At 56.0% G+C, this 26845-nt stretch carries 22 protein-coding genes; 15 read left to right on the top strand and 7 right to left on the bottom strand.

Features of this window, described 5'->3' with window-relative positions; genetic code table 11:
* Positions 1-74: 74 nt before the first annotated feature.
* Positions 75-1256, bottom strand: a complete 1182-nt coding sequence (locus HCH_RS13975; protein WP_011396939.1) for a glycosyl hydrolase family 28 protein — start codon at positions 1254-1256, stop codon at positions 75-77.
* A gap of 330 nt (positions 1257-1586) precedes the next feature.
* Positions 1587-4181, bottom strand: a complete 2595-nt coding sequence (locus HCH_RS13965; RefSeq protein ID WP_011396938.1) for a di-heme oxidoredictase family protein — start codon at positions 4179-4181, stop codon at positions 1587-1589.
* A 518-nt stretch (positions 4182-4699) separates the two neighbouring features.
* Between HCH_RS13965 and HCH_RS13960 the strand changes: the two genes are divergently transcribed.
* Positions 4700-5404 carry a hypothetical protein gene (locus tag HCH_RS13960; protein WP_011396937.1) on the top strand — a complete coding sequence of 235 codons (705 nt, stop codon included), beginning with the start codon at positions 4700-4702 and terminating at the stop codon, positions 5402-5404.
* Positions 5405-5786: 382 nt separating this feature from the next.
* A complete protein-coding gene (locus HCH_RS13955; RefSeq protein ID WP_041599559.1) occupies positions 5787-6311 on the top strand; it encodes an NUDIX hydrolase in 525 nt (174 codons plus the stop codon).
* 241 nt (positions 6312-6552) lie between these two features.
* On the opposite strand, the gene HCH_RS13950 is transcribed toward HCH_RS13955, so the two are convergent.
* The 3 genes from HCH_RS13950 to HCH_RS35020 form a co-directional block, all read right to left on the bottom strand.
* Positions 6553-6945, bottom strand: coding sequence for a hypothetical protein (locus HCH_RS13950; RefSeq protein ID WP_011396934.1), 393 nt, complete (start codon positions 6943-6945; stop codon positions 6553-6555).
* A 419-nt stretch (positions 6946-7364) separates the two neighbouring features.
* The gene (locus HCH_RS13945) at positions 7365-7748 is read right to left on the bottom strand and encodes a hypothetical protein (RefSeq protein ID WP_202945310.1); all 384 of its coding nucleotides are present in this window, start codon (positions 7746-7748) and stop codon (positions 7365-7367) included.
* 228 nt (positions 7749-7976) lie between these two features.
* A complete protein-coding gene (locus HCH_RS35020; protein ID WP_011396931.1) occupies positions 7977-9293 on the bottom strand; it encodes a methyl-accepting chemotaxis protein in 1317 nt (438 codons plus the stop codon).
* Positions 9294-9703: 410 nt separating this feature from the next.
* Between HCH_RS35020 and xylB the strand changes: the two genes are divergently transcribed.
* The 3 genes from xylB to HCH_RS13925 all read left to right on the top strand — a co-directional run bounded on the left by xylB (position 9704) and on the right by HCH_RS13925 (position 13412).
* Positions 9704-11026, top strand: coding sequence for a xylulokinase (gene xylB, locus HCH_RS13935; RefSeq protein ID WP_011396930.1), 1323 nt, complete (start codon positions 9704-9706; stop codon positions 11024-11026).
* Between the two features lie 369 nt (positions 11027-11395).
* Positions 11396-11974 (top strand): hypothetical protein, encoded by a 579-nt coding sequence (locus tag HCH_RS13930; protein ID WP_011396928.1) that lies wholly within the window; start codon positions 11396-11398, stop codon positions 11972-11974.
* A 112-nt stretch (positions 11975-12086) separates the two neighbouring features.
* Positions 12087-13412, top strand: coding sequence for a tyrosine-type recombinase/integrase (locus tag HCH_RS13925; RefSeq protein ID WP_011396927.1), 1326 nt, complete (start codon positions 12087-12089; stop codon positions 13410-13412).
* A gap of 33 nt (positions 13413-13445) precedes the next feature.
* On the opposite strand, the gene HCH_RS13920 is transcribed toward HCH_RS13925, so the two are convergent.
* Positions 13446-14771, bottom strand: a complete 1326-nt coding sequence (locus HCH_RS13920) for a glycosyl hydrolase family 18 protein (protein ID WP_011396926.1) — start codon at positions 14769-14771, stop codon at positions 13446-13448.
* A gap of 602 nt (positions 14772-15373) precedes the next feature.
* Between HCH_RS13920 and phnR the strand changes: the two genes are divergently transcribed.
* The 10 genes from phnR (at position 15374) to HCH_RS13865 (ending at position 26069) form a co-directional block, all read left to right on the top strand.
* Positions 15374-16093, top strand: a complete 720-nt coding sequence (gene phnR / locus HCH_RS13910; RefSeq protein ID WP_011396924.1) for a phosphonate utilization transcriptional regulator PhnR — start codon at positions 15374-15376, stop codon at positions 16091-16093.
* Between the two features lie 153 nt (positions 16094-16246).
* A complete protein-coding gene (locus HCH_RS13905) occupies positions 16247-17275 on the top strand; it encodes a putative 2-aminoethylphosphonate ABC transporter substrate-binding protein (RefSeq protein WP_011396923.1) in 1029 nt (342 codons plus the stop codon).
* Between the two features lie 499 nt (positions 17276-17774).
* Positions 17775-18857 (top strand): putative 2-aminoethylphosphonate ABC transporter ATP-binding protein, encoded by a 1083-nt coding sequence (locus HCH_RS13900; protein WP_011396922.1) that lies wholly within the window; start codon positions 17775-17777, stop codon positions 18855-18857.
* On the top strand, positions 18854-20575 hold the full coding sequence (locus HCH_RS13895; protein WP_011396921.1) for a putative 2-aminoethylphosphonate ABC transporter permease subunit: 1722 nt from the start codon (positions 18854-18856) through the stop codon (positions 20573-20575). Before HCH_RS13900 ends, HCH_RS13895 begins: the two co-directional genes overlap by 4 nt.
* A 53-nt stretch (positions 20576-20628) precedes the next feature.
* The gene (locus tag HCH_RS13890) at positions 20629-21738 is read left to right on the top strand and encodes a 2-aminoethylphosphonate aminotransferase (protein ID WP_011396920.1); all 1110 of its coding nucleotides are present in this window, start codon (positions 20629-20631) and stop codon (positions 21736-21738) included.
* Entirely contained in the window at positions 21735-22619 is an 885-nt protein-coding gene (phnX, locus tag HCH_RS13885) for a phosphonoacetaldehyde hydrolase (protein WP_011396919.1), read from the top strand. Before HCH_RS13890 ends, phnX begins: the two co-directional genes overlap by 4 nt.
* A complete protein-coding gene (locus HCH_RS13880; protein WP_011396918.1) occupies positions 22616-23539 on the top strand; it encodes an EamA family transporter in 924 nt (307 codons plus the stop codon). The genes phnX and HCH_RS13880 overlap by 4 nt, the downstream gene beginning before the upstream one ends.
* A 28-nt stretch (positions 23540-23567) precedes the next feature.
* Positions 23568-24803, top strand: a complete 1236-nt coding sequence (locus HCH_RS13875) for an NAD(P)/FAD-dependent oxidoreductase (protein ID WP_041598653.1) — start codon at positions 23568-23570, stop codon at positions 24801-24803.
* A 40-nt stretch (positions 24804-24843) separates the two neighbouring features.
* Positions 24844-25512, top strand: coding sequence for an HAD family hydrolase (locus HCH_RS13870; protein ID WP_011396916.1), 669 nt, complete (start codon positions 24844-24846; stop codon positions 25510-25512).
* 2 nt (positions 25513-25514) lie between these two features.
* A complete protein-coding gene (locus tag HCH_RS13865) occupies positions 25515-26069 on the top strand; it encodes a phosphonate degradation HD-domain oxygenase (RefSeq protein ID WP_011396915.1) in 555 nt (184 codons plus the stop codon).
* A 177-nt stretch (positions 26070-26246) separates the two neighbouring features.
* Here HCH_RS13865 and HCH_RS13860 read toward each other — a convergent pair whose 3' ends face one another.
* The gene (locus HCH_RS13860; RefSeq protein WP_041599557.1) at positions 26247-26840 is read right to left on the bottom strand and encodes a histidine phosphatase family protein; all 594 of its coding nucleotides are present in this window, start codon (positions 26838-26840) and stop codon (positions 26247-26249) included.
* Positions 26841-26845: the final 5 nt, after the last annotated feature.

Raw genomic sequence — 26845 nt, 5'->3', positions numbered from 1 at the left:
ATTCGTTCCCAGGCCGACGCGCATCAGCCTGGGAACGCCTGCGCGAGGAACGTTTCAAGCGCTTCCCCCGCGCATCAATCGCAACTGCATTCTCCGTCCACATCCACATCTTTGCAGGAGATGGTTGCGCCGTCTTCACAGTGCAGCTTTCTCAGCTTCACCGTGCATACATCGGCGTATTTGCAGTCCAGATCCATTTCGCCGCCATGCACCGAGATTTTCTTGTAGGTGACGTTTTCAATGCTGGAGCGGGCGTTTTTATCGCACTTGCTGCTGCCCGGGTCGTCGCAATGATCATTGTGGTAGTCCGTTTTGATCTGGATCGGCCTGCTGGAAATACGCTTCACCAGGCTGTCTTTGAATTTGATGTTTTCCACCTTACCGTTGGCGTACTTCTGCATTTTGATGCGCAAACCGAAGCGCGAGTCCATCACCGTTACATTCTCGATTTCCACATCCTTGACCACGCCATTCATCGCGATGGAGCCGATGGAAAGGCCATGGCCATTGTGGCAGGTCACGTTAGAGATGCGCACGTTGGATGCGTTGGCTTTGACGGCGATGCAGTCGTCGCGACTGCGGATTTCCGAGTCTTTGACGCTGATGTCGTCTCCGCTGATATCGATGCCGTCCAGACTGCAGGAGCTGTTCGACCCGGTATGGTGCGTGTTGATGGTGACGTCTTCAATCTTGATGCCGCCGCGGGAGTGCTCGACATGCAGGTTGAATCCAGGCCCGTGGGATAAGGTAATGGACTTCACCAACAGGTTTTTGGAGCCTTGCAGATCCATCATGATGGGCCTGACTTTACCGGAATAGTCGCCACAGTCCTTGTCTCCCATCCAGGTATTGTTGCGGCCGTCGATCTCGCCGTCCCCGGCAATCACCACGTTTTCCAGATTTTCTCCTTTAAACAGCGGGGGAAACCGCTTCTCGCCGCTTGGAATGGGCGGCCAGTCGTCTTTGGAGGGCGCTTTGAGTTTGTGCAGAATATACAGATTCAGGTTGCTGCAAAGCTGGATCGGCACGTCCTGACCGTCCACTTTGGAGTCCTGGTTGTCCATGAAGACGAACTTCTTCACCGAATCTCCCACCGCGCAGCAATTGGCGATGGCGGAAGGCAGGTTGTAGTTATAGTTCGACGCATAGCAGCACATGTTTCCCGGCTCTGAGCAGACTGGATTTTCATCCGCCTGAGCGAGACCGCTCCACATAAGAACAACAGCGAGTAGTTTTATCCTTATCATCCTGTTCATAATGATCCCTCTTTTCCTGCCGTTAGGGGTTGAGCGCGCTTGAGGTCGTTTTTTTTGGAAAGGCCTGAGCCTCTCAGCAGCCCAGTCTGATTTTCCTCCTTATTTGAACCCATAGACAAGAATCCATTATCCCCTTCCTGGTCATTTAACGTGAGACGTATGTTAGACGCATTGCGCATAAAACCATGGCGACGATAACGTCTCCGGGCAATTAGAAGCCGCTGCAATAAAGAATAAATAATCAGTAGAAACGGAAGGAAACACTGCGGCCAAGCTGGCTTGCCAGACCGCAGTGTTTTTAGGGAGAGGTCGCCCTCTCCAAAAGCGTGGTTATAGCGAGTTCAGGAATTGCTTCAGGGCGTCCCGCTCAGCCGGACTCAACGCTTCGTAGTTCTGGCGGCTGCCGGCGGCTTCGCCGTCGTGCCACAGAATCGCTTCGTCCAGGGTTCTGGCGCGGCCGTCATGCAGGTAGCGCACGTTTTCCTGACCGCCTTGCACAAACTGCAGACTGCCCAGCCCCCACAAAGGCGGCGTGCGCCACATGGACGCCGCGGCGTCGCCTTGCGGCAGCGTATCCGCCAATCCCGGTCCCATATCGTGCAACAGCAGATCTGTATAGGGATGAATCGTCTGATTGCGCAACTCCGCCATAGGGTGGGTGTCCCCCGTCTTCAATGTGGCGGTATGGCAGGCGACGCAGCCCGTTTGCGTAAATACGTCCTTGCCCTGGCTGATTCGTTCCGGGTTGACGTCATGTTCCGGCGACACCCGGATTCCGTCAGGATAGCCGCTACGCAGACTGCGCTGGGCGGGTACGCCCAATAACGCCAGGTACTGACCGACGCGATCCATTTCGGCGTTGTCGATATGGGTGTCGGCGGCATTGTTATGACAGTCCGTTTCGGTCTTCTGACAGGCGCGCGATGGATAGGTCGGCGTGGTGACGCCCATGTCCTGCAGGAACGCGGTTCCGACCTGATGGCGCAAACTCAGCTTGGAAGCCTTCCAGCCAAAACGCCCTAATTGCACCGCGCCGGTTTCGGGATTTTTGATCCAGTTGGGCTGACCGCGCACGCCATCGCCGTCCGCGTCATTCTCGTCCACGCCGGCGAGAATTGTGGCCTCGGAAACGGCTTCCAGCAGACCCATACCGATCACCTGCGGCGCCTGCCGCACCGAGTACAGCTCCGGCGTCGGTCCCTGGAAGGCGTAGTAAGGCTTACGCAACTCAACCACATCACCGCCATTCAGTTCCTTTGTGGTCACTTCATAATGGCTGAGATTGACGGCGTAGCTTTCCTGGCTGGCGTCCTGGGATTTTTGCAGCACGTTAAAGCCATAGAAAGGATCGGGAACAGCGCCGTCCTGAGAGCCAAACGCCGCGGTCAACACCGAATAGCCTTCCAGTGTCTGCCCGGCTTTGGCGGGCTGGCTGCGGCCATTGTTCTGGTGGCAGCCGATACAGCTTTCGTTGTTATAGCGTGGGCCAAGTTGTCCAATATGGGCGTCGAACACCGGGTTGGAGCCAGAGAACTCGGAGTGCTCGCCGGAGGCGAACGAGGTGTGGAACAGGCGTCGCCCTTCCACAAAGCGCTGGCTGTTCTTGATGCCGATGTTGTTGGCCATCTGCTGGAACATGCGGTGCGGTTCTTCCGAGTAGTTGTAGGACACGCTGGCCTGACCGCCCAGCAGAGTGTCCGGCGGCAGCGGCTCGGAATCCAGGTTTGGCGCGATGCCGTACCAGGGACGCATGCCCTCGCCCACTACGTAAAGCTGTTCGAAGGAATAATAGCGCTCGCCGCCGCCGTCGATCACGGGCGTCAATAAGCGCGGCGCCGGCGCCAGTTCGATTTTGTCGCCAACCTTTAATGGGCTGTGGGGTGAGGTGCGCCAGTTGGAATTGAAATCCATCATGCATTCACGCTTGCCGGCGTGGCAGATGGGCTGGCCGCCTTCATTGGGATTGTTGAAGCCGTAGTTCAGAGACCAGCCGAAGTCGCGCACGTCCGGGTTTTCAATGTTGCGGAACAAACTGAAGGTCGTGCCTCTGAAGGTGTTGGCGTTCACATGCAGCCAGACTTCGATTTTATCGCCGCCAGCGGGAACGGAGTCGCGTATTTCCAGACCGAAAGTGCGGTTCTGGAAGTAGAACGGCGGGAACGTAAGATAACGCCCCGGCCCCTGGTCCGGCGCGTCCCAGGGCTCGCCCCGTTCGCGGGCGTGACGCTCAGTGGGTCGGGCGCCCATCAAAGTGACCAGCGTACCGTCCGTGTCCACATACTGAATCCGCTCCAGCACCTCCGCGCCTTTGGGATACAGCGGCTGGAAGGCGGCGGGCAGATTGTCCGGCAAGTCCGGTTCATCCGGCACATCGGGAACGTTAGGATCACCGGGACCATCAGGTTCATCTGGGTCGTCCGGGCCTGACAGCGGCGTTCCGTATATCTCCAGATCGAATATGGAATACCCCCAGCCGTTGCCGCGACTACGCTGGGTGGCGAAGATTCGCACATAACGAAATTCGCCGCTGACATCGACGCTATCGGTGCGGTCTCCGAAGACGCCGCCGCTCTGGCTGGAAAGCGTGGTCCAGGTTTCATTGTCATTGGAACCCTGGATTTCGTAGGTTTCCGGGTTGGCCGCCTCCCAGTCAATGACGACCTGCTCCAGATTGCTCGTCTTTCCCAGGTCCACGGTCAACCAACTGGGCGACACGCCATGATTGGATTCCCAGCGCGACCGACTGTCCGCATCCACGGCCAACCTCGCCTGACGCAACTCCGTGCTGGCGAATGTGTTTTTTCCCGCCGCCAGATTGACCGCCGCCTGCGCAGCGGAAAATGACGACGCCGCAGCAGCGACGCCGATAAGTGTTCTGGCGAGCTTGCGCCGAAGCGCATTGTGGCACGAATCATTCGTATACATAGTGACCTCCTTTTATCGCTCTCGTTCTTTGTTTTTTTCTAAGTTGTCTGAGTCTGGACATAAAAATTCACAGCGGTGGTTAGGTGATAGCCGAACAAATGACAACGCTTTCATTTAGATCTCAAGCGCTACAAAAAACAAATACAATACTGGCTTAAATTAATATATTTTTGGCATATCTAGCGTCGCCAGTCAGTATTCGCGCCCTTTGATAATGAAAACGCTTGCACAACAAAAACTAACAACCCGCCATATCTCAAACAATCGCCCGAACGGACGAGGGAGCGGAATTTAGAGGACCAGTATGCTACTGATACAAAACGGTTAGGTGACACTTTCCCAGCTATCGGATTCTTCATCGCCCTACAAAAAAAGTAATGCGAATAACTGACTGGCGAGCGGCTCATAAATCGCATTATTTAGAGCCTGACATTAATCGCCGTTAGAAATTAACTACACTCAACAAAACAGGACAATGTGTTTCGTTGATCGATAAAAGGAAAAAGAAAGGAGAAGTTATGTGGAGTGAACTGGAAAGAGTGATGGGCTCACTTAGAAATGCAACGCCTTTGTATACCACGCCCTATTTTGTGGATATCCCCGGCTCCACCTCGAAAGGTCAACGGGCCATCAAAATAGTGGCTTCGGAATCGCCGTTTCGTTTCAACTTTGTGCTGGGCGACGGCGCCAATTCCAGAACCGTTCAGTGGTTGCCCTGGGAGGAAGGCGGCGTCACCAAATTGAAGCTGAACCGGGACAGCGCCGACTATTGGTTCGTCACCGCCGCGCTGTCCGGCTGCTCCGTCGGTTTTGACCGCAACCGGGGCGAAGTGTTTCACCTCAATGGCGGCTACAGCGACATACCCGCCGACTTACGCCAGACCAGCGACTTCCTGTGTCCCCTGCAAAGCGCCACCGGAGTGACCCTGGACGCCTGGGCGGAAGGCGCCGGCGTACGCTCCAATGCGAACAGCAATATCACTCAATATGGCTCCATAAGACGCAAAGACGCCGTCCCCGCCCGCCCGGCGCGAACCACCGGTCCCGCATTCATGCGCAGAGCCCGCCCAGCCGAACCCGCCAAGTACATGACCGACATCGCCCGCGCCACCGTCATCGGCCGGGTAAGCGGCGGAACCCTCACCCTCGCCTACCAGGACATCTCCGAACAAGGCAAACAACTTTACCCCTGGTATGAAATTACAACGGCTGTGTTGGCCTAAGCGGAGAAAGCAGTAGGAACAGTTGAGTAAGTCGGATCAGCGAAGCGCTATCCGGCTTCTTGCTCTCCCATAACTCCGGTGTCGGAAGGCGCTGCGCTTTTCCAACCTACCTTAAAGTCCAATGCTGAAAGGCAATCGGGTACCGGGAGGTGCTTATTGGCGTTTCTAATCGCCTCTGAGAGCGCATGGGTGAGATAGGATCGTGCCTCTGCAATCCCACAAGCTGGTAAAAATAGCAACTTTACCAATGAAAACAGATTGCTAGAGCTGTTACATGTGGGTATAAGGTTCCTCACGTCAGCCTAGACGAACTTAAAGGCATGCTAATGAAGTATCAGACTCAACGCTGGGATTCTGCGCGAACAGGTATGAAGTAATGGAGATTAAGTTTTGCTCACAGTGTGGTGAGACCATGAGATGGCGATTACCTGAGGGTGATAATCGCAGCCGCTTTGTTTGTGATAAATGTAATTTTATCCACTATCAAAACCCTAACATCGTCTCTGGTTGCATTGTTTACAAAGAAGATTCCGTACTACTCTGCAAAAGGGCCATAGAACCCCGGGCCGGGCTTTGGACTCTCCCCGCAGGCTTTATGGAAAACGGCGAAACGACGAGACATGCAGCTGAGAGAGAGACCTTTGAGGAGACTGGGGCAAGAATCTCTGCCGACAAACTTTTCGCAATTACAAACTCGCCTCATGCAAATCACGTCAATATCTTTTACCTCGCAAAGCTAAAAGACAGCCGCTTCCATCCAACTAGCGAAAGCTCAGAAGTTCAACTATTCAAAAAAAGCGATATTCCCATGGATAACATTGCGTTTCATACAGTTAAGGTTGTACTAGAGCTTTTCTTTCGCGATGTGGAACGAGGAAATTTCAGCCTACATGAAATAGATTTTTAATTATTTAATGCCATTCCAGTCGCAAGGAACATGCTCCTGGACATAACCAAATAATATTCTAGGCAAGGTCTCCAGACTAAACGCCGCAATTAAAAACTAAATGTAGATCGGATAAGCGCAGCGCCATCCGACAGGTGAGTAAATAAATTTTCGCTGCGAATCAGGAGCGCCCCCTGAATTTGTTTGCACAAAGATTTGAACACCATCTGTATGCATGAGAAACAACCTATTCATATAATCATTAATTCGTTGACAATAAGTCATCACCATCTATTTCCGAAAAGTTCCTTTGGCTTATATCCGACACTTCTCCTGAGTTGATATCAATCCTTAACGTAAAAAGTTTTACAGCTTCGCCTCCACCGCCGGATATTATATATCGTTTTTCTCCCGTATCAGGGTGATAACTCACCAAGCGATACCTCCCGTCTTTGTCTTTCTCCCAGCATTCATTTTCTCCAAGCGAACTTTTCAAATGCGCCATAAAGGAAAGCTCCCAATACCTTCCCTCAACAATGCTACCACCATACATAGTAGAGTCCTTAAACCATTCAGGGAGGGTTTCAGCTGGATTCAACTCCATAAATTTCTCAAAAAAAATATCTAATGCTTTGTCAAAATCTATCTTCTTCACATTTACACCTTAAAATTATTAAAGGGAACCAAAAAATTAAACATTCAAGCCTTACAACCATCAATATTTAATAACTATATTTTATATAAAACACCACCCCCATTAATCAAAACCATTAACTACTCAATAATCTCAAACTTTAAACACTCTAACCGCCCCAGGTTTAAGTTCTTCCGGGAGCCAATTCGAGAGCCGCGTAAGTTATTCATCAGCGGCATTCATCCAGGGGTAGCAACTCATATTGGAAACTCCTTATTTGATTGACTGTTTCTGCCGAGCATCGCCGTGGAACGAGATATCGTAAAGCAAACGTAGGTTGGATAAGCGTAGCGCCATCCGACAGCTGAATCCATGTAATGTAACCTCATTTGTTGGAAGGCGCTGCGCTTTTCCAGCCTACAACACTCAATATGTACCTCCTATCTGGCTCGATGCACAACACCTCGGATCGCCCAGGCTTTTGCTTTGAGTGGGATGGTTCCATTTGGTTGTATGGGGAATATTTCTCTTAATTTGTCCGCTATGGCGTTTCTTAGATCGGCCGTGAGGGAGGCGATGTAAGTGGGTGCGGGTCCGGTTGCGCCTAGGAAGGGGAGCCAGTAGTCGTCGAAGTGGGTGAAGAGGGTTGGGATTTCCACGGTTTCGCACTGGAGTTCATCGAGGCCGGTTTTGGTGAACAGTTCGATGAGTTTCTCGTGATGACAGAGAGGAAAACGATAGCCTTCGTCCAGTTCTTTCGCGGCGGGATCGTGCGCTGTCGCCGCATCTGACAGAGGCGGGTTGAGCGACATTGCAAATCGCACGGGTCAGCGCTCCCGTGCCGCAACCCATATCCAGCCAGTGCAGCCCTGGTGGCGTATTCAGCCAATGCACATATCTTCGGCGATGCGTCGGCTCCAACGCCCCATGAATGCGTCATAGCTCGACGCCGCCGCCCATTTGTCATCTGTATTCGCCATGACTTTTCACGCCTCACGCGGCCCTCGAAGGTCGTCCCAGTTTGTCCCTGCAACGAAGCAGGCAATTTCAGGTTAAGATTCGCTGGAGTTATCCACCAGGTCGCCCACCACTTGGGAGACGTATTCCGCGCCTTTGAAGATTTCGTCGATAATTCTGGAGGCTTCTGCGATCAGGTCGGCGTTTTTCTCCGCTTGTTTGGTGACCTTATCCATGCTGTCCCCCGCCTGCAGCACCAGTTGGTTATTGCGATCCACCATCTGGTTGATTTCCTCCGTCGATTTGGTGGTTCTACCCGCCAGAGAGCGAACTTCATCCGCCACTACGGAGAAGCCTCTGCCGTGTTCTCCCGCCCGCGCGGCTTCGATGGCGGCATTGAGCGCCAACAGGTTGGTTTGTTCCGCGATGGATTTGATGGTGGTGACGATATTGGTGATCTGACTGGACTGTTCGTTCAATTCCTCGACAAGTTTGGCTGAACGTCCGATATCCGTGGATATCTTCTCGGAGTTGGCCATGTTCTCCTTGAGAATACGCGCGCCTTTCTGGGATACCTGCGCGGTTTCCACGGACGTGCTGTGGGCGACTTCGGCGGCTTTCTGAACCGCCAACTGACGCTCGACTCTTTCCGTTACATCGCTGGCGACCTTGGTGATTTTGACTACCCTGCCCTGATGATCAAACACGGGATTGTAAGTGGCCTCTATCCAGACTGAACGCCCCTGTTTGCTGACGCGGCGGAACAGGCCATTCTTGATTTCGCCGTGAGCCAACTCGCGCCAGAAGTTGGGATTCTCCTGGTAAAACTCGTCGGGGCAGAATATCTCATGATGTTTGCCCTTGATCTCCTCCAGATCGCTATAGCCTAAGGCTCTGACGAAGTTTTTATTGGCGTTCAGTATTGTCCCGTCCGGCTTAAACTCAATGACCGCGTTGGCGCGATCGATGGCCTTGACCAAAGCCTGGTTATCCGCCGACTGCTCATGGTCTTTAGTGACGTCATTGGCCACCTTCATTACGCGCACCACTTGTCCGTCCTGAACAATGGGAATATAGGTCGCCTCCAGCCACACATCCGAACCGTTCTTGTGTCGGCGTCTGAACGTCCCCCGCTGGGGAACGCCTTTCGCCAGATCCGCCCAGAACTGGCGATATTCCGCAGTATTGATAACGTCGTCCGTACAGAAAAGTCGATGATGGCGTCCGATTATCTCATCCAATTGATACCCCACACTCGCCAGAAACAGTTTGCTGGCGTCGAGTATCTCCCCCGAAGGTGTGAAATAAATAGTGGCGCAGAAGTTGGAAATGCTGCCCAGCTCAGCTTGCAAAGCTTTGGCTAAATTGTGGGCGTCGTGTTGTTGCTGTTTATTTTTCTTGATTGAGAACATATAACGCCATACCTCAAATAATTGACCTGTTGTTCAGTTTATATGCGACGGCGGACACTTCAATCATAGAACAAACCAGCGTCTTTGGTAGGCCGCCCATTCGCGCAAACGCAATGAGCGGGGCCAACTGCGAAACTATTCCCGTGAACCGTTCAGTATTTATACGGACCACTGTGGTGAGCGGACCTTCGCTGTCGGAAGGCGCTGCGCTTTTCCGGCCAACCTGGTTATAGGTTGTTCGTTTCTTGTAGGTTGGATAAGCGCAGCGCCATCCAACAAGCGGCTCTCCAACAAACCGCCGTCCAGTCATGTCGCGCATTCGCAATTGTTGGCGGGTTCAGCTTACACTCCCTGTCATATTGTCCGTGGCCGTTCAATGGCTTGCAGCCGGAAACCGAGGAGAATCAGGTATGTACGTAGGCGTGGATTGTGGGACTCAGGGAACCAAGGTGGTGGTGCTGGACCCGGATCGAGAAACCATCCTGGGAGAGGGCTACGCGCCTCATGCGCTGATCAGCGACGCCAATGGCCGTCGCGAGCAGCATCCCGAGTGGTGGACGCAGGCCTTCGTCGACAGTTACCGGCAGGCGCTTGAACGCTCCGGTATCGACAGCCGTCATATTCGCGCTATCGGCGTATCCGGACAACAGCACGGACTGGTGGCGTTGGACTCTCATGGTGAGGTGATTCGGCCGGCGAAGCTGTGGTGCGATACGGAGACCACGCCGCAAAACGCGGCATTATTAGAACAGATGGGCGGGGAGCAAGGCTCTCTCGAACTGCTGGGACTGACGCTCGCTACCGGCTACACCCTCTCCAAGCTGCTCTGGCTGCGTCAGCATGAACCGGACGCCTTTCAACGCATCGCCCATATTCTGCTGCCTCATGACTACCTCAACTACTGGCTGACCAGAGAGATCGCCGCCGAATACGGCGACAGCTCGGGAACCGGGTATTTCGATATCCGCACTCGACGCTGGGTCCCGGAAGCCCTCGAACTCATCGCCCCCGATGGGCGTTTGACCAGCGCCTTGCCGCCGTTACTGCAGGCGCAGCAGGCCGTAGGCAAGGTCAGCTCCGCCGTCGCCCGCCTGTTGGGACTGTCGGATAACGTGTTGGTGGCCAGCGGAGGCGGCGACAACATGATGGGCGCTATTGGCACAGGCAATATAGATGAAGGCGTGGTGACCCTCAGCCTGGGCACTTCCGGCGCGCTATACGCCCATTCAAACCGGCCGCCAATGCAAGGACACCCATCCCTTGCGGCATTCTGCTCCTCCAGCGGCGGCTGGCTGCCCCTGATATGCACCATGAATCTGACGGCGGTGGTTAACCAGGTGCGGGGTCTGTTCGGCTACGACCTGGACCGTTTCAACCAGGAAGCCGCGCAAGCGCCCATCGGCGCTCAGGGCGTCACCCTGCTGCCGTTTCTCAATGGCGAGCGCGTGCCGCCGCTTCCCGATGCGACAGGCAGCTTACTGGGCCTGAACATGCAGAACCTGCAACCCGCTAATGTTTGCCGCGCGGCGCTGGAAGGCGTCACCTTTGGGCTGCGTTACGGCCTGGACCTTTTGCGGACATCCGGCATCCATTGCCAGGAAATCAGATTGATCGGCGGCGGCTCGAAAAGCCGGTTATGGCGCCACATGGTGGCGGACATGATGAACGCCCGCGTCATTTGTCCACAGGTTGGCGAAAGCGCAGCATTGGGCGGGGCGATTCAGGCGGCCTAGTGTGATGCACGCGCCCAGGGCGACGCCATCTGTCTGCATGACCTGTGCCGGCGCTTTGTGAAGCTGGATGAAGACGCCGCCGTGTCGCCAACACAGGAAGCTGTGGAGGAATACGAAAACGCTTATAAGTTGTACAGAACAAGGCTGATGGAGATGCATCCTATCGCGTAGGCAGCATCTCATTTATACTTTAAGTTTCTTGCTTATCTATCTGTTTATAAAGCAGTAATTTCCATTATTCAATTGTCGACATCTGATCATTCCGCTATGCTTGCTCTTTCCTTCTCGCGAACTCGCGAAAGCAAGCATTGCCATCAGGGCGTTTAAGCCCATTCAATCACTGATCCCGCGCATGGATAAGGAGTATTTATGCCATTTGATGAAGAACTATTCTTAAAGACCTACACGCCGAAAAATGGCTTCAGCAGCCTGTCTGGCGAGCAAAAAGGCCTGTTACGGGAGGAGCTCAACCGCCAAATGACGCTGGCGGCGCGTAGTTTTCAGAGTGCGGAGCAGGAAGCCGCGGAGAATGACGGCTTCGTCACCGTCCATAAAAAGAGCACTAAATCCACCTCTAAAGCCATGTCGAAGGGCGCGCAGAGCAACCCCAATAAAACCGGCGCGGTGATGGTGGGCATCCTCCCGAAGTCCAAAAAGCTGGTCAGCGTTTATCGACTTTCTGGCTCTGAATACAAAGACTTAGTGAACGAACTTAGAACTTTCCTAGATATCAATTCTGATAAGGCCACTTATTGCGCGGAAGAGAATATCATCGCCGCCAATCCCGGCGTTCGTTTTCTGGCCGCCTCCGCCTTTCGTCTGGACGACAATGGCGCGACCTATAAGATTCCCGCCTGTGGTTATGGCGGCCAGCCGTCCACCAAGTGCAAGCTTACTCTGGGAACCCTGGATATTCAGGAAGTGGAGTGGCAGGTGATGAAAGAATAACGTCGATTTTGTGGCGTTACTCTTTCGCCGAGAAGTTACAAAACACATTAAATATAACTTTTATATTATTGTTTTTATTAAACATAAATCAGCTTAGTTGTCAGCCAAACGTATGTCCGCCCCCGATTTTCCAGCTTTCCCCCTCTTTGACGCCCACCGCGAGTTCGTCAAGCTGCCTCTCGGTCTCGCCATGCTGGATAACTACCCGGACAGCAGACAGTTTCTTGCAAAGCTGAAAGAGACCGTCCCTGGCGTGAACGAAGACTTCATCAGCGCCCAGCGTTTTCTGAAAAGCTATTCCCGCAAAAGCGAGAAGACCTTCACCAGCTTCCGCAATGAGGTGGAGCGTTATCTGCTATGGAGTTGGACCGTGGAAGGCAAAGCGGTGTCCCAGCTCCGCCGTTCTCATATCGAGAATTACTTCGATTTTCTACACGCGCCGCCAGCGGGCTGGATTGGAACCGGGACGGTGCGGCGCTTTGAGTATATCGGCGGACAGGGTATGTTCCGCAGCAACCCCCTGTGGCGTCCGTTTGTGATGCGGGACACCGCCAGGTCCATGAGAGAAGCGAAGCAGGATGAGAAGGACGGGACAACCCCCAAGAAATCGGACAAGAAAGACATTCTGCAGCCGGAAAAGAAAGGCTACCGCTTGAGCAACAGCGCCACCGCCCTGGCCTACTCCGCCATCAGCGTGTTTTATGACCACCTGGTGCAGGAGGATATCGTTCTCGGCAATCCTATCCCCGGTATCCGCAAGGCCTCTCCCTATCTGATCAAAGATGCGCAGGTGAAGCAGATCAAGCGCCTGTCTGAGCTGCAATGGGAATATGTGCTGGAGACCCTGAAGGAAAAAGCCGCGGAGCAGCCGAACTATGAGCGTACTATCTTCATTATCGCCTGCCTGAAATCACTGTACCTGCGTATCTCCGAACTCTCCGACCGCCCTAAATGGACACCCATGTGGGAGCATGTATGGAAGGATCATGACGGTAACTGGTGGTTCAAAGCCTTCGGCAAAGGCCTGAAGATCCGCGATGTCTCTGTTTCCAGCGCCATGTGGGAGTACATTCGTCGCTACCGCGAGCATCGCGGCCTCACTGCGTCGCCTTCCCCCGGCGATAAGGAGCCGTTGTTACAGAAAATGCGCGGCGGCGGCGGGCTCACCAGTCGCCAGATCGCCCGTTTGGTGCGGGAGGCCTTTGAGCTGGCCTATCACCGTATGATGAAAGACGGCTTCGAAAATGACGCCAAAGAACTGCGCAAAGCCACCACCCATTGGTTGCGTCACACCGGCGCCTCTCAGGACATCGCCAACCGCCCGCTCAAACACATGGCGGATGACCTCGGCCACGCCAGCATGGGCACGACCGACCGGGTGTATATTCAGTCCGACATGAAAGAACGAGCAGCCACCGGCCGCTCGCGCAAGGTTTAGGGGTCTTTATAAAAACCCCGGAATTTATCCGGCTTAATTGCTCTTGCTGACTTTGAACCAATTGATATTCCAGCCTCCGGACAGCGCTTTGATGCCGAATTGCAGCGGTCCGGCGGGCAGATTCACTTTGTGCTGCACCGTACGCCAGTTCTGCCAGGCTCCGGTGGCGGGAATCGACACACTGCCGTAAACAGGACTGCCTCCGGCTTTCTCCAGTTGCAGTCTGCCGCCGCCGTTCAGGCTCGCCACCCGGTATTCCACGGTGTAAGTTCCGGCTTGCGGAATGTTCACCGCCGGGTAGGACATCCAGTCATTGGCGTCGATATAGCCGACATTCTGGCCGCCGCCCGCGTCAGTGGTGGGCTCCACCTGTACGCCGCTCATGTAGGCGTAGCTCTCCGCCTGTACGGTGATTCCGCCCGGGTTCGGGGGCGTGTCGCCATCCACGGTCTCCCAGATGGTTTTCATCAACGAGGTATCGTCACGGGTATCCTGGGAGATTTCCCAGAACATGACGCCGCCCGCTTCTGACAGCGCCAGCTCAGTCTTAGCCCGGATAGTGGGCTGCCCGTTATAGTCGAGGCCGCCGGCGTCATCTCTTTGCGCCGCCCCGGCGCCGTAACGGGCGATCACGTCTTTGTAGGCCACCCAGTCTTTATGGGAATAAAACGGCACGCCCAACACCGCCTTGTGCTGGGGCAGGCCTTCGTTGTACTTCCAGTGAGTCAGCGCATTCTGCGCGTGCTGGTAGGTGGAATGCGGATATCCCAGGTCGTACACCATCAGATTGAGGAAGTCGACGCTGTTGATAACGTCCGCGTCCACACTGCCAGGAAAGTCCGTTGCAGTGACCGCTGCGGTGAGTATCTTGCCCCGACTATGCAGCGCTGAGCCCAGCTCCCGCATCAGGATTTTGAAGTTATTGGCTTCGGCGCCGGCTTCCGGGTATTCCCAATCCAGGTCCACACCATCCAGGCCGTAGGCGTCCACCATGTTCATCAGATTGCGGATAAAGTTGGCGCGACTGCCGCTGTTGCCGGAAAGCGCGACGAAGGCGGAATCATCGCCGTTATTCCATCCGCCCACTGCAATCTGCACTTTCACCCCGGCGGCGCGCGCCCGCTGCACCAGCGTACGCAGGCGCTGCTCCCCGCCTTCCAGGGGCTGTAATCCGCCATTGGCGGTGGGCAGTACGAATGAGTAGTTAATGTGAGTGACTTTATCGTAGGGAATACTGTTCACGTCTCCCTGCCAGGTCGGAAAGTATCCCACAACTTTGAATTCAGCCATCGCCGGTGCGGCGGTCATGGCGGTGGTCAGCGCGACTGCCGATGCAATGTGTTTGAGCTTGATAGCCATAATTATCACCTGTCCTTTTAAGGTCATGTTTGTCGTGCTGGTCGGATGGAAGGCGCTTGCGGCGTACTCTTCGGCTTTATATTTAAGTTTTGTATTATTGCTGATCGCGCGCGCTTATTGGGAAAGCGACCATGCAAGCGCTTTCACAACATACTCAAAAGCCATGGCGAGGGTAATCACTCAAAAAGCCTATAACCGCCTCTGACAGTCCCATGGGTAATTCTTGCAACCATATTGCAAGGCTTGCGCGTTCCTCATCAATTACTAGTAGTCAAGTAGCTTATCTCACACGGAGGATCTTGGATTAATAATGAGTGAAGCACCTCCTTTGTAACCAGCTCTAAGGAAACGTCATGCCACAAAGCGCCGGGGCCGCAAGGTCCTCTTTCCATTCGAAAACCCTCGTTCGCGGTTTGCGACGGCCGCCCCAGGATTCGTGCTAAGCTTCGCAAACAAGGTCAAAGCGACGGGAACGCCGGATTAGAAAAGGAGCGACGTCGACTCATCGGTTAGCGGCCTTCGCCTTCGACAGTCCGTCATAGAATCGTCATATAGCTTCAATAGCCTTGTCTTATTTTTGGAATAGACCAGAAGACCCTTTGATGGAAAAGCAGATCGACAACCATTACCGCTACCTGCAACAGCACTTCAGTTATTTAATCCGCCAGCAGGCGCTCCTTCCCGGAGAGAAGCTGCCCTCGGAACGGGATATCGGCGAGCGCTTCAATCTCACCCGCATGACCGTGCGCCAGGGTTTGCAGACACTGGAAGCCGAAGGATTGATCTATCGCCAGAACCGCCGCGGCTGGTTCGTCTCGCCGCCGGCGGTGGTGTACAACCCGGCGCGGCGGCAGAGTTTTATTGAGTACGTGTCCAGTCAGGGCTTTGAACCCAGCACCGACCTGATCGGCGTCACCGTCAATCCTGCGGACGCGCGCATGGCGGAGCTGATGAAAGTCGACAAAGGCGCGCGCCTGTTGTTCTTGCAACGCCGCCGTTCTATCGATGGACGTCCCGTGTTGATCGAACACATTTATATCAACACCGCCCTGCTGCCCGGTATTGAGAAAGAAGACATGTCGCAATCGCTGACCCATCTGTTGCGCAACAAATACGGGCAGGCCTATCACAGCATGAACCTGATTTTTAAATCCACCGCCCTGCTGGAAGACGCCGCCCGAGAACTTGGCGCGGCGGCGGGTCTGCCCGGCCTCCATATCGAGCGCACCAACTACGACGCCGCCGGGCGGGTGCTGGAATTGGATTACGAATACTGGCGTCATGACGCCGTGACCATCCAGATCGACGTTAATGACGCCTGATCTAACCGCACGCAGGACTATCAGCCTGTCGATATCCCCGCCACGTTAATCATAAAGTTCTTCAAAACGTCACCTTTCTGCAACATTCAGTCGCTACCGTTGCTTCTGGTATAGACCAGAAGCAACCTCCATCCCTCACCAAGGAGACTGAAAATGACGTTGAAGTATCTGTTGAAGCGTGTGAGCGTCCTGGCCGGCGCAGCTCTGTGTTCCCTGGCGGCCCAGGCGGCGACCACTGAATTGACCGTATATACCGCGATCGAAGCGGAAGACCTGAAGAAATACGCAGCGCGCTTTAATGAAGAGCATCCAGACATCAAGATCAACTGGGTGAGGGATTCCACCGGCATCATCACCGCCAAGCTGCTGGCGGAAAAAGAAAACCCACAGGCGGACGTGGTCTGGGGTCTGGCCGCCACCAGCCTGATGTTGCTTAACGACGAAGGCATGCTGCAGCCCTACAAGCCCAAAGGCTATGACGCCCTATCCCCCAAATTCCGCGACAACAGCGCGGAACCGGTCTGGACTGGCATGGACGCCTGGATGGCGGCAGTGTGTTTCAACACCGTGGAAGCAGAAAAACTCAATCTGCCCAAACCCACGTCCTGGAAAGACCTGACTAAGCCGGAATATCAGGGCCATATCATCATGCCTAACCCCAACTCCTCCGGCACCGGCTTCCTGGACGTGAGCAGCTGGCTGCAAATGTTCGGCGAAGAAAGAGGCTGGCAGTACATGAGCGACCTGCACCAGAACATCAGCCGGTACACTCATTCCGGCTCCAAGCCTTGCAAAATGGCCGCCGCCGGAGAAACCCCCATCGGCATCTCCTTCGCCTTCCGCGCCGCAAAATCCAAGAAAGACGGCGCGCCGCTGGACATCATCTTCCCCCAGGAAGGCCTGGGCTGGGACATGGAAGCCACCGCTATCGTGAAAGGCTCCAGGAAAATGGACGCCGCCAAAACCCTGGTGGACTGGACCGTCTCCCGCAAAGCCAATGAAACCTACAACGAAGGCTACGCCGTCGTCGCCATGCCCGGCGTCGCCAAACCGGTGCAGTACTTTCCGGAAAACGCCGAAGCCCTGATGATCGACAACAACTTCACCTGGGCCGCCGCCAACCGCGAACGCATCCTGGCGGAATGGCAAAAACGCTTCGACGGCAAAAGCGAAGCCAAGTAATCAGCACTAACAGGACACCCACTTTAAACACCCTTCCCCGTTCGTCCTGAGCCTGTCGAAGGGCGGCCGACAAACCCGGTCTAAAGTGGGTGTCCGTTTAATGACTTTGATGATGGCCGGAAGTTATTAGGACACCCATAAGAGCGCTTCGACAAGCTCAGCGCGAACGGGTGAGTCTGAGATTAAAAGTGGGTGTCCATTTAACATCACCGTTCGTCCTGAGCCTGTCGAAGGGCGGCCGGCAAACGGGTTCTGAAGTGGGTGTCCGTTTAACAACTTTGATGATGACAGGAAGTTATCAGGACACCCACAAGAGCGCTTCGACAAGCTCAGCGCGAACGGGTGAGCTTGGAATTAAAAGTGGGTGTCCATTTAACACCGCCGTTCGTCCTGAGCCTGTCGAAGGGCGGCTGGCGAACCTGGCTTAACATGGGTGTCCATTTAGAGCATTAAGCGGACGCCGGTTTAATTTTGATAGACAGAACAAGAGTAACAAGAGATGTCCAAGTCCCCCGCACCTTATCTGCAGTTGACCGATATCGATCAATACTTCGGCCATTTCCAGGCGCTGAAATCCGTCTCGCTGTCCGTAACGGAAGGCGAGTTCGTCTGCTTTCTGGGGCCTTCCGGCTGCGGTAAGACCAGTCTGTTGCGTATTATCGCTGGGTTGGATGTCCTCAGTGCGGGACAAGTGACGCAGGGGGGGCGGGACATCACTCACGCGCCGGTGAAAGCGCGGGATTTCGGCATCGTCTTCCAGTCCTACGCGTTGTTTCCTAACCTGACCGTGGCGGATAACGTCGGTTATGGCCTCAAGTCTCAGGGGATGAAAGCGGATGAGCGACGCCAGCGGGTGCGTGAGCTGCTGAGCGTGGTGGGCCTGGATGGCAGTGAAGACAAGTATCCATCGCAACTGTCCGGCGGACAGCAACAGCGGGTCGCCCTGGCGCGAGCGCTGGCCACGTCCCCTGGCCTGCTCTTGCTTGATGAGCCCTTATCCGCTCTGGACGCCCGCGTCCGCGCGCATTTAAGGCAGGAGATCAAACAACTGCAGGCGCGACTTGGCGTCACCACCATTATGGTCACCCACGATCAGGAAGAAGCGTTGACCATGGCGGATCGCATTGTCGTGATGAATCATGGTCGTATCGAACAGGTGGGATCGCCCCAGGAAATCTACACCCACCCCCGCACGCCCTTTGTGGCGGAGTTTGTGGGCGAGATGAACTTTCTGCCCGGACGCGTCGACGCCAATCACGCCCTGCGCGCCGGCCCGGTGACGCTGCAATGCAACCGCGCCGCGGAGATGAGGCAGTCCGCGCCGGTAAAAATCGCCGTGCGTCCCGAAGACATTCGTCTGCGTCTCAACGGTGATCGCCACAACGTGCTCAGCGGCAGTGTTCTGGACATTCAGTTTCTCGGTTCCCGCGTGCGCTCCCGTCTCGCTTTGGACAGCCAGGACGCGGTGCTGGTGGCGGATATTTCCATGAATGAGATGGCGGAGCTGGGACTGCGTCAAGGCCAGTCCGTGGAATTCCAATTGCCCCGGGATCGCCTGCGCCTGTTCGAGGAGGCGTCATGAGCAGAGCGACTATGACGTTACCTGCCCGCTCCCGCATTGCTTCACCCACCTTCAGTTTGCGTCGCAGCCGCGACGAATGGGTCCTTGGCGGCGCCATGCTATTGGGTCTGCTGGCGTTATTGGCGGCGGTCGCCGCGCCTTTGTATGCGCTGCTGTCCAAAAGCCTGCAAAACAAGGCTGGCGACTTTATCGGCCTGGAAAACTTCATCGCTTACTCGAACACGCCATCTCTAGTGGCGTCGATCGGCAATTCTCTGACAATAGCATTACTGAGTACCGTAATTGTGACCAGTATGGCGTTTCTGGCCGCCTACTCGCTGACCCGCACCCGTTTGCCGGGCAAAGGCTTATTCCGCATGGCGCTGACGGCGCCGATTCTGGCGCCTTCTTTACTGCCCGCCATCAGTCTGGTGTATCTGTTCGGCAATCAGGGCGTCCTCAAAGAATGGTTGCTGGGCGAGAGCATCTATGGCCCGATCGGCATCGTGATCGGCTCCTGCTTCTGGACCTTTCCCCACGCCCTGATGATTCTGGTGACGGCGCTCTCCAACACAGACGGACGCCTCTATGAATCCGCCTCCGCGCTGGGCGCATCGCCTATGCGCACGTTTTTCACCGTCACCCTGCCCGGCGCCAAATACGGCCTGATCAGCGCCGCCTTTGTGGTGTTCACCCTGGTCATCACTGACTTCGGCGTTCCCAAGGTGATCGGCGGCCAGTACAACATGCTCGCCACGGATATCTATAAACAAGTAATTGGCCAGCAGAACTTTCAGATGGGAGCGGTGGTGAGCGTGATCTTACTGCTGCCGGCGATCCTGACCTTCCTGGCGGATCGCTGGGCGCAGCGACGCCAATCCGCGGCGTTGACCTCTAAGGCTGCGCCCTGGACGCCGCCCCGTCGTCCCTGGACGGATAAAGGCTGCGCATTGTTCATGCTACTGCTGACGGTGACGATCCTGGGCGTCATCGCCATGGCGGTCTACGCCTCTCTGGTGACGTTCTGGCCATACAATTTGTCTCTGTCTCTGAAGAACTACCAGTTCGATCTTATGGACGGCGGCGGTTGGGAGGCTTACTGGAATTCCATACGAATGGCGACATATACCGCATTTTTCGGCGCTATCTTCATCTTTTTCAACGCCTATCTGGTGGAGAAGCTGCAAGGCTTCCGCCCCTTGCGCGCCCTGTTCCACTTTATCGCCATCCTGCCGCTGGCGGTACCCGGCATGGCGCTGGGGCTGGCGTACATCTTTTTCTTCAACGCGCCGTCCAACCCTTTGAACGGTCTGTACGCCACCATGGCGATTCTGGTGATTTGCACCATCGCGCACTTTTACACGGTCTGCCATCTCACTGCAGTCACCGCGCTGAAGCAGATCGACCCGGAGTTCGAAGCGGTATCCGCCTCGTTGAAGGCGCCCCAGTGGTTGACGTTCTGGCGCGTGTCGTTGCCGGTGTGCCTGCCCGCGGTACTGGAGATCGGCGGTTATTTGTTCGTCAACGCCATGACCACCGTGTCCGCCGTCATCTTTTTGTATTCCCACAACACCATGCTGGCGTCCGTGGCGGTGCTGAATATGGACGACGCAGGCGACATCGCGCCCGCCGCGGCGATGGCGGTGATGATCATGGTTACTTGTCTGGCGGCCAAACTCCTGCAATCCCTGCTGGGCGGACGGCTATTGAAGCGCACCCAGAAATGGCGCTGCGCCTGAAGGCCGCCCATTGATCAGCACGATTTTCTCTTTCGATTTTTGAGGGCTCATTCATGAACCAACCCAACTATTACCTGCTCACCCCCGGCCCGATCACCACTTCCCGCACGGTTAAAGAAGCCATGCTGAATGACTGGGGTTCCTGGGATCAGGACTTCAACCAGGTCACCCAGACAGTGCGGGATAAGCTGCTGGCCGTCGCCAATTCGCAGGACACCCATGTTTGCGTCCCCTTGCAGGGCAGCGGCACTTTCGCGGTAGAGGCGACCCTGGGGACTCTGCTTGGCCCGCAGGATAAGCTGTTGGTGCTGATGAACGGAGCCTATGGGCAACGCATCGCCAACATCTGCGACTACCTTAAACGCCCCTATGTCTGCATCGACACCGGCGACTATCTGCCTCCTGACCCCAATGCAGTGGCGGAGCTACTGCGTCAGGACGCCAGCATCACTACCGTGGCGGTGGTGCACTGCGAGACCAGCTCCGGGATATTGAATCCGGTGGAAGCGATTGCGGAAGTGGTTAACGGCGCCGGACGCAAGTTGATCATCGACTCCATGAGCGCTTTCGGCGCCCTGCCCGCCGACGCCAAAAAGCTGGGCTACGCCGCGCTGATCTCCTCCGCCAACAAGTGTTTCGAAGGCGTCCCAGGCTTTGGCTTCGCGTTGATTCGCCGGGACCTGCTGGAACAGGCCAAAGGCAACGCCCATTCCCTGAGCATGGATCTGCATGACCAGTGGGCCTATATGGAGAAAACCGGACAATGGCGCTACACCCCGCCCACACACACCGTGGCGGCCTTCGCTCAGGCGTTGCGGGAGTATGAAGAAGAAGGCGACGCGCCGGCGCGACTGGCCCGCTACACCCGCAATCGCGATCAACTCGTCGCGGGTATGCGTCAGTTGGGTTTTCAGACACTGCTGGAAGAACGCTGGCTTTCGCCGGTCATCGTCACCTTCTTATCGCCCGCCGATCCCAATTTTGATTTCAAACGCTTCTATCAAGAACTGAAGCAGCGGGGCTTCGTGATCTATCCCGGCAAACTGACCCAGACCGAAAGCTTCCGCATCGGCTGCATCGGCAAAATCGACACACCTGAAGTCGCGCGCCTGCTGCAAGCCGTCAAAGACACCCTTATCGCTATGGAGATCTCACTGTCATGAGTTACGCCTATCAACGTTTTTACCGCGGCCCTATTGAAGCCGTCATTTTCGACTGGGCCGGCACCACCTATGATTTCGGCTCGATGGCGCCGATTCGCGCCTTTCAAAACCTGTTTGCGGAACAGGAGATTCCCATCACGCTAGCGGAAGCCCGTGAGCCCATGGGGACGGAAAAACGCGAGCACATCACCCGTATTCTGAATATGCCCCGCGTGCGCGAAGCCTGGAGAGAAAAATACGGCGCACTGGCGAGCGAAGCGGACATCGAGCGCCTGTATCACGCCTTCGTGCCGATGCAGATCGAAGCTATTCGCGAATGCGCCCGCCCCGTCCCCGGCCTGATGGAAACTGTCGCCTGGCTGGAGCGGCGCAATATCAAGATCGGCGCGAACACCGGCTATAACCGTGACATGCTGGACGTTCTGACGGATATCGCCGCGGCTCAGGGCTATCGTCCCGCCAGCAACGTGTGCGCGACGGACGTGCCCAAAGGTCGCCCCTACCCGCATATGAGCCTCAAGAACGCATTGGAGTTAGGCGTTGGCGACGTGCGCGCCTGCATCAAAGTCGACGACACCCTGCCCGGCATTGAAGAAGGCCTGGCCGCAGGCATGTGGACCGTCGGCGTCACCACCTCCGGCAATGAAGTCGGACTCAGCCAGGAAGACTGGACCGCCTTGGACAGCGCCAGTAAAACCGTGCTTCGCGAGCAGGCGCAGGAGCGCTTTCGTCGCGGCGGCGCGCACGTCATTATCGGCAGCGTCGCGGACCTGCCCGCCGCCGTAGAGTATATCGAACGTTGGCTGGCGCAAGGCCACGGCCCGGACACCACCGGTCTGGCGGGCGTCACCCTCACCGCGGCGGGAGTTTCCCTGCGGTGACATGGACGGCTTTGGTTCTGGTGCTGATTTCCGCTGTCGCCCACGCTGGCTGGAACTTCTACGGTAAGAAGTCCAGCCCGAGTATCGCGTTTTTCTTTCTGGTGACCTTGTTCGGTTTTCTGCTGTTCGCGCCGATTCTGGCCCTGCATACCGAGCTGATCGCCGCTTTCGACACGCAAATTCTGCTGCTGTTGCTGGCCACCGGACTGTTCCAGGCGGTTTATTTAAGCGCATTGGCGGCGGCTTACCAGGCGGGAGAGATGTCTATCGCTTACCCGATCGCGCGCTCGTCGCCGTTGATTATCGTCTGCCTGACCGCCTTCGCCCTCGGCCAGCGCGACAGCATCAGCACACAGGCGATCATTGGCGTGGCGTTGATCGTGGGTGGGTGTCTGTTTATCCCCATGACCCGTTTCAGCGATCTGCGCTGGTCCAACTACGGCAACCGCACCACCGCCTTCGCGTTGCTGGCGGCGTTCGCCACTGCCGGGTATTCCATAGTGGATGACGCCGCCACGGCGCAGATGCGCGAGCTGGTCGACCCCATCAGCGCACGCCCCTGGGCCGACCCGCTGCAGGTGTCGCTGGTCTACGTCACCCTGCAGTGCCTGAGCGCTGCGTTGTGGATGTCCTTGTTAATCGCCGTAGTCAGCAAAGAACGGGAACGTCTAAAGCCGTTACTGCGTCATTCTTTGGTGAGATGCATAGGGACTGCTGCGTTTATGACCGGGGCCTACGCACTGGTGATTCTGGCTATGGCGTTCGCCAGCAACGTCAGCTATGTGGTGGCGTTTCGTCAGGTCAGCATTCCCTTGGGCGTGCTGATGGCGGTGGTGGGATTCAAGGAGAAACTCTATCCCCCCAAAGTCGCAGGCGTCTTCACCACCGTATGCGGGCTGGTCGCCGTGGCGCTTGGGTAAGCTCTGTTAACGTGATTGATGAAAGATGATGAGCACAATAAATCGACATTTTGACGTCATTGTCATCGGCGCAGGCATCCTCGGATGCGCCAGCGCCGACTATTTGAGCGCACAGGGACAGAAAGTCTTGCTGCTGGACCGTCTCCAGCCCGCCAGCGCCACTACCAGTCAGGCCGCCGCCCTGCTGGGGCGAGCCCGCGGCGACGCCACCGCTCTGGATATGGTCGACGAAACCTGGCGGGCGATTGAACGCCTGCAAACCGACCTGAAAGAAGACCTGGACCTGCGCGCCTGCGGCAGTTTGCACGCAGGCGTCAGCGCAAACGCCATCGCCAAGCTTCACGCGCTGGCGGAGGAAACCAGCGTACGCCGACGTAACGTCCACTATCTGGACACCCACGATTTGCGCAAGCGTCTGCCCTGGCTGCAAGCGCCGCAGGACGCTGTCACGGTATTTGTTCCAGAAGACGGTTATATCGATCCTTATCGTTTGGCCAGCGCCTACTTGCGTCAGGCGCGGCGTCGCGGCGCAACCTTGCAGCTCGATACGGAAGCGACGGAGATTCTCACTGACAGTCAGGGCGCCTCTGGCGTACGCAGCGCTGACGGCGCGACCTATCACTCGCGACAAATTGTCGTTACAGGCGGCCCCTGGAGCGCGTTGTTATTACGTCCGCTGGGTCTGGCGCCCGCCATGGCGCCGGTGCGCAGCCAGTACTGGATCTCCGCCCCGGACGCGCGCATCCAGCCGGACACGCCGGTCCTGGTGCTGCCGGACGCTAACGCATACGCGCGGCCGGAAGTTGGCGGCCTGTTATTCGGGCTGCGCGACCGTCAGCGTGTGCATTGCTCGCCTGAGCAACTACCAGAGGACATCCATCGTTTTAGTTTTGATCAGGACAGCGATGGCGTGGCCTCGCTGGAAGACGGCTACGAGGATCTCCAGCGTTGGCTACCCCTGTTGGACGAATTAAGAATCGCCGCCTACGTCAGCGGCGTATCCAGCTACACCCCGGATGGTCGTTTTCTGATCGGAGCGCTGAGTCTCCCTGGACTATGGCTGGCGTCCGGATGCTGTGGCGGCGGCGTTGGCGCGTCCGGCGGCTTTGGCCGTTTGATCGCCGAACTGATCAGCGGCGTCACGCCTTTCACCAACGCTGAGCTGTACGCCCCCACTCGTTTTAACACCCAGGAGACCGATCCCTTTGATCCCGTTTTTCGACTGCGCTGCGCGTTGGCGCGGGAAGGCAAGGTTTCCGGATAATTAACTGTTTCTAAATGATTTATGACTTCAGGTTTGCTCTATGTCCTTAGCGCTTTTTGATCTCGACAACACTCTTCTGGCCGGCGACAGCGCCCAGGCGTTCTCGGAATTTCTCACCGCCCAGGACGAAATTCCCACGCCGCACAATTTTCTACAGCGCAACCAAGCCTTTATGGATGACTACGAAGCCGGCGCTCTGGACTTCAACGCCTACATGTCTTACACCCTGGCGCCGCTGGTGGGACTGCCGCCGACGCAACTGCAAACGCTGATCCGCGCTTATGTGGACACCCACATTAACGCCATGATTCCCGCCCGCGCACTCGCCCTGTTGGATGAACATCGCCGCGCCGGCGACGAGATCGCTATTGTATCCGCCACCGGCGCGCATCTGGTGGCGCCTATCGCCGAGCGACTCGGCGCGCCCCATGTGCTGGCGGTGGATATCGAGATCCGGGACGGCGTAATCACCGGCTCTCTTATCGGGACACCCACTTTTAGAGAAGGCAAAGTGACCCGGGTGCAGGCTTGGGCGGCGCAGCATGGCTGGGATTATCAAGACGCCGCTTTTTACAGCGACTCACATAATGATCTGCCGCTGCTGGAAGCCGTGCGTCGTCCGGTCGCCGTGGACCCCGACCCGGTATTGCGCCGCATCGCCGTCGAGCGGGGCTGGGAAATTCTGTCGCTGCGAGATGAAAAGGCGTAATCATGGCTAGCTCTCAATTTCTGGCGGAACTGGAGCGCCTGTTCGACCTGTATGGACACAGGAACTACGGCGAACACTGCACACAATACGAGCATATGGCGCAATGCGGGTGGTGGGCGCAACGCCAGGGCGGCTCTACTGCATTGATCGGCGCCGCCTTTCTGCACGATATCGGGCATTTACTGGCTGAAGATCGCAATTTGCCAGGTCGCGACCGATGGGGTTATGTCCATCACGACAGTCTGGCGGAGTCCTGGCTGCGTGAACACAGGCTGCCGGAAAGTCTGGTCAGGCCTATTGCCCTGCATGTACAGGCGAAGCGTTATCTGGTGGCCACCCGGCCTGAATACGCGGAAGGTCTATCCACCGCCAGCAAGGCTACCCTGGCGCAACAAGGCGGCCCGTTCACATCGCAACAATGCCGTGAGTTTGAAGCCGATCCCGCTTCTCGCGACGCCATTCGATTACGGGAACTGGACGAATTGGGTAAGGCGGAAGAGTTCGAATTGCCGCCGTTGAAAGTGTGGGTGTCCTGGTTAGAACGACATATGACCTGAAGGGCGTTTTCGACGCAACCGCCTGATAAAGGCAGGCATTAATTTGTTTATATTCAACAAAGTATAGAGACTTATTAATTCACATTCTAGAACTAAAGAATCACTGCTTCTCAAGAAACCAGCGCAGCTAGGCACTGGCTTTCAGCGTTTTAAAGATGGGTGTCCTGCTAAGGTTTCTCATCCATTGAGGAACGCCACCGTTCGATTCTTGAACAGGTCATCTTCGATCAGCTTGCTGACTTTGGCGGATTTGATATTGAAATTGACATAGCCAACGGATTCCAGCGGCATCTTGATCCACCAGGCGATAACGAAGGTGGCGGCGTAGGCGTGGGTGGAAATGATGGTTTTGTCCGCCAGGGTCAGGTTGTCGAGAAAATTAAAGATGCGGGAGACGAATGCTCTTTTGGTTTCTCCGCCTTCAATGACGGCATGATCCAGGCGATTGTTTTCCGCAACAGGAACGATTCTCTCGTCCAACCACTGCTGCGGACGTCCTTCAGCCACTCCGTAGGACATTTCTCTCAGTTGCGGGCTCAGCACAACGGTTGAGTTAATCGCTGCAGCGATGCGCTCTGCGGTTTGCGCCGCTCGCTTCAAGTCCGATGAATAGATATCCGCCTTCTGCGCGCCCCATTGTTGCAAGCGATGTCCCAGCGCCTCAGCGTCCTTAAGACCTTGTTCAGTTAATTCAGAGTTGTACCAACCGCCAACCAGGTTATCAACGTGATGCCGGGACTCAGCATGGGTGACAACGTATAGTTCTTTCATAAAGT

The sequence above is a fragment of the Hahella chejuensis KCTC 2396 genome, assembly GCF_000012985.1.
In the GTDB taxonomy this organism is placed as follows: Bacteria; Pseudomonadota; Gammaproteobacteria; order Pseudomonadales; family Oleiphilaceae; genus Hahella; species Hahella chejuensis.
This window is presented reverse-complemented; position numbering and strand designations above follow the sequence as displayed.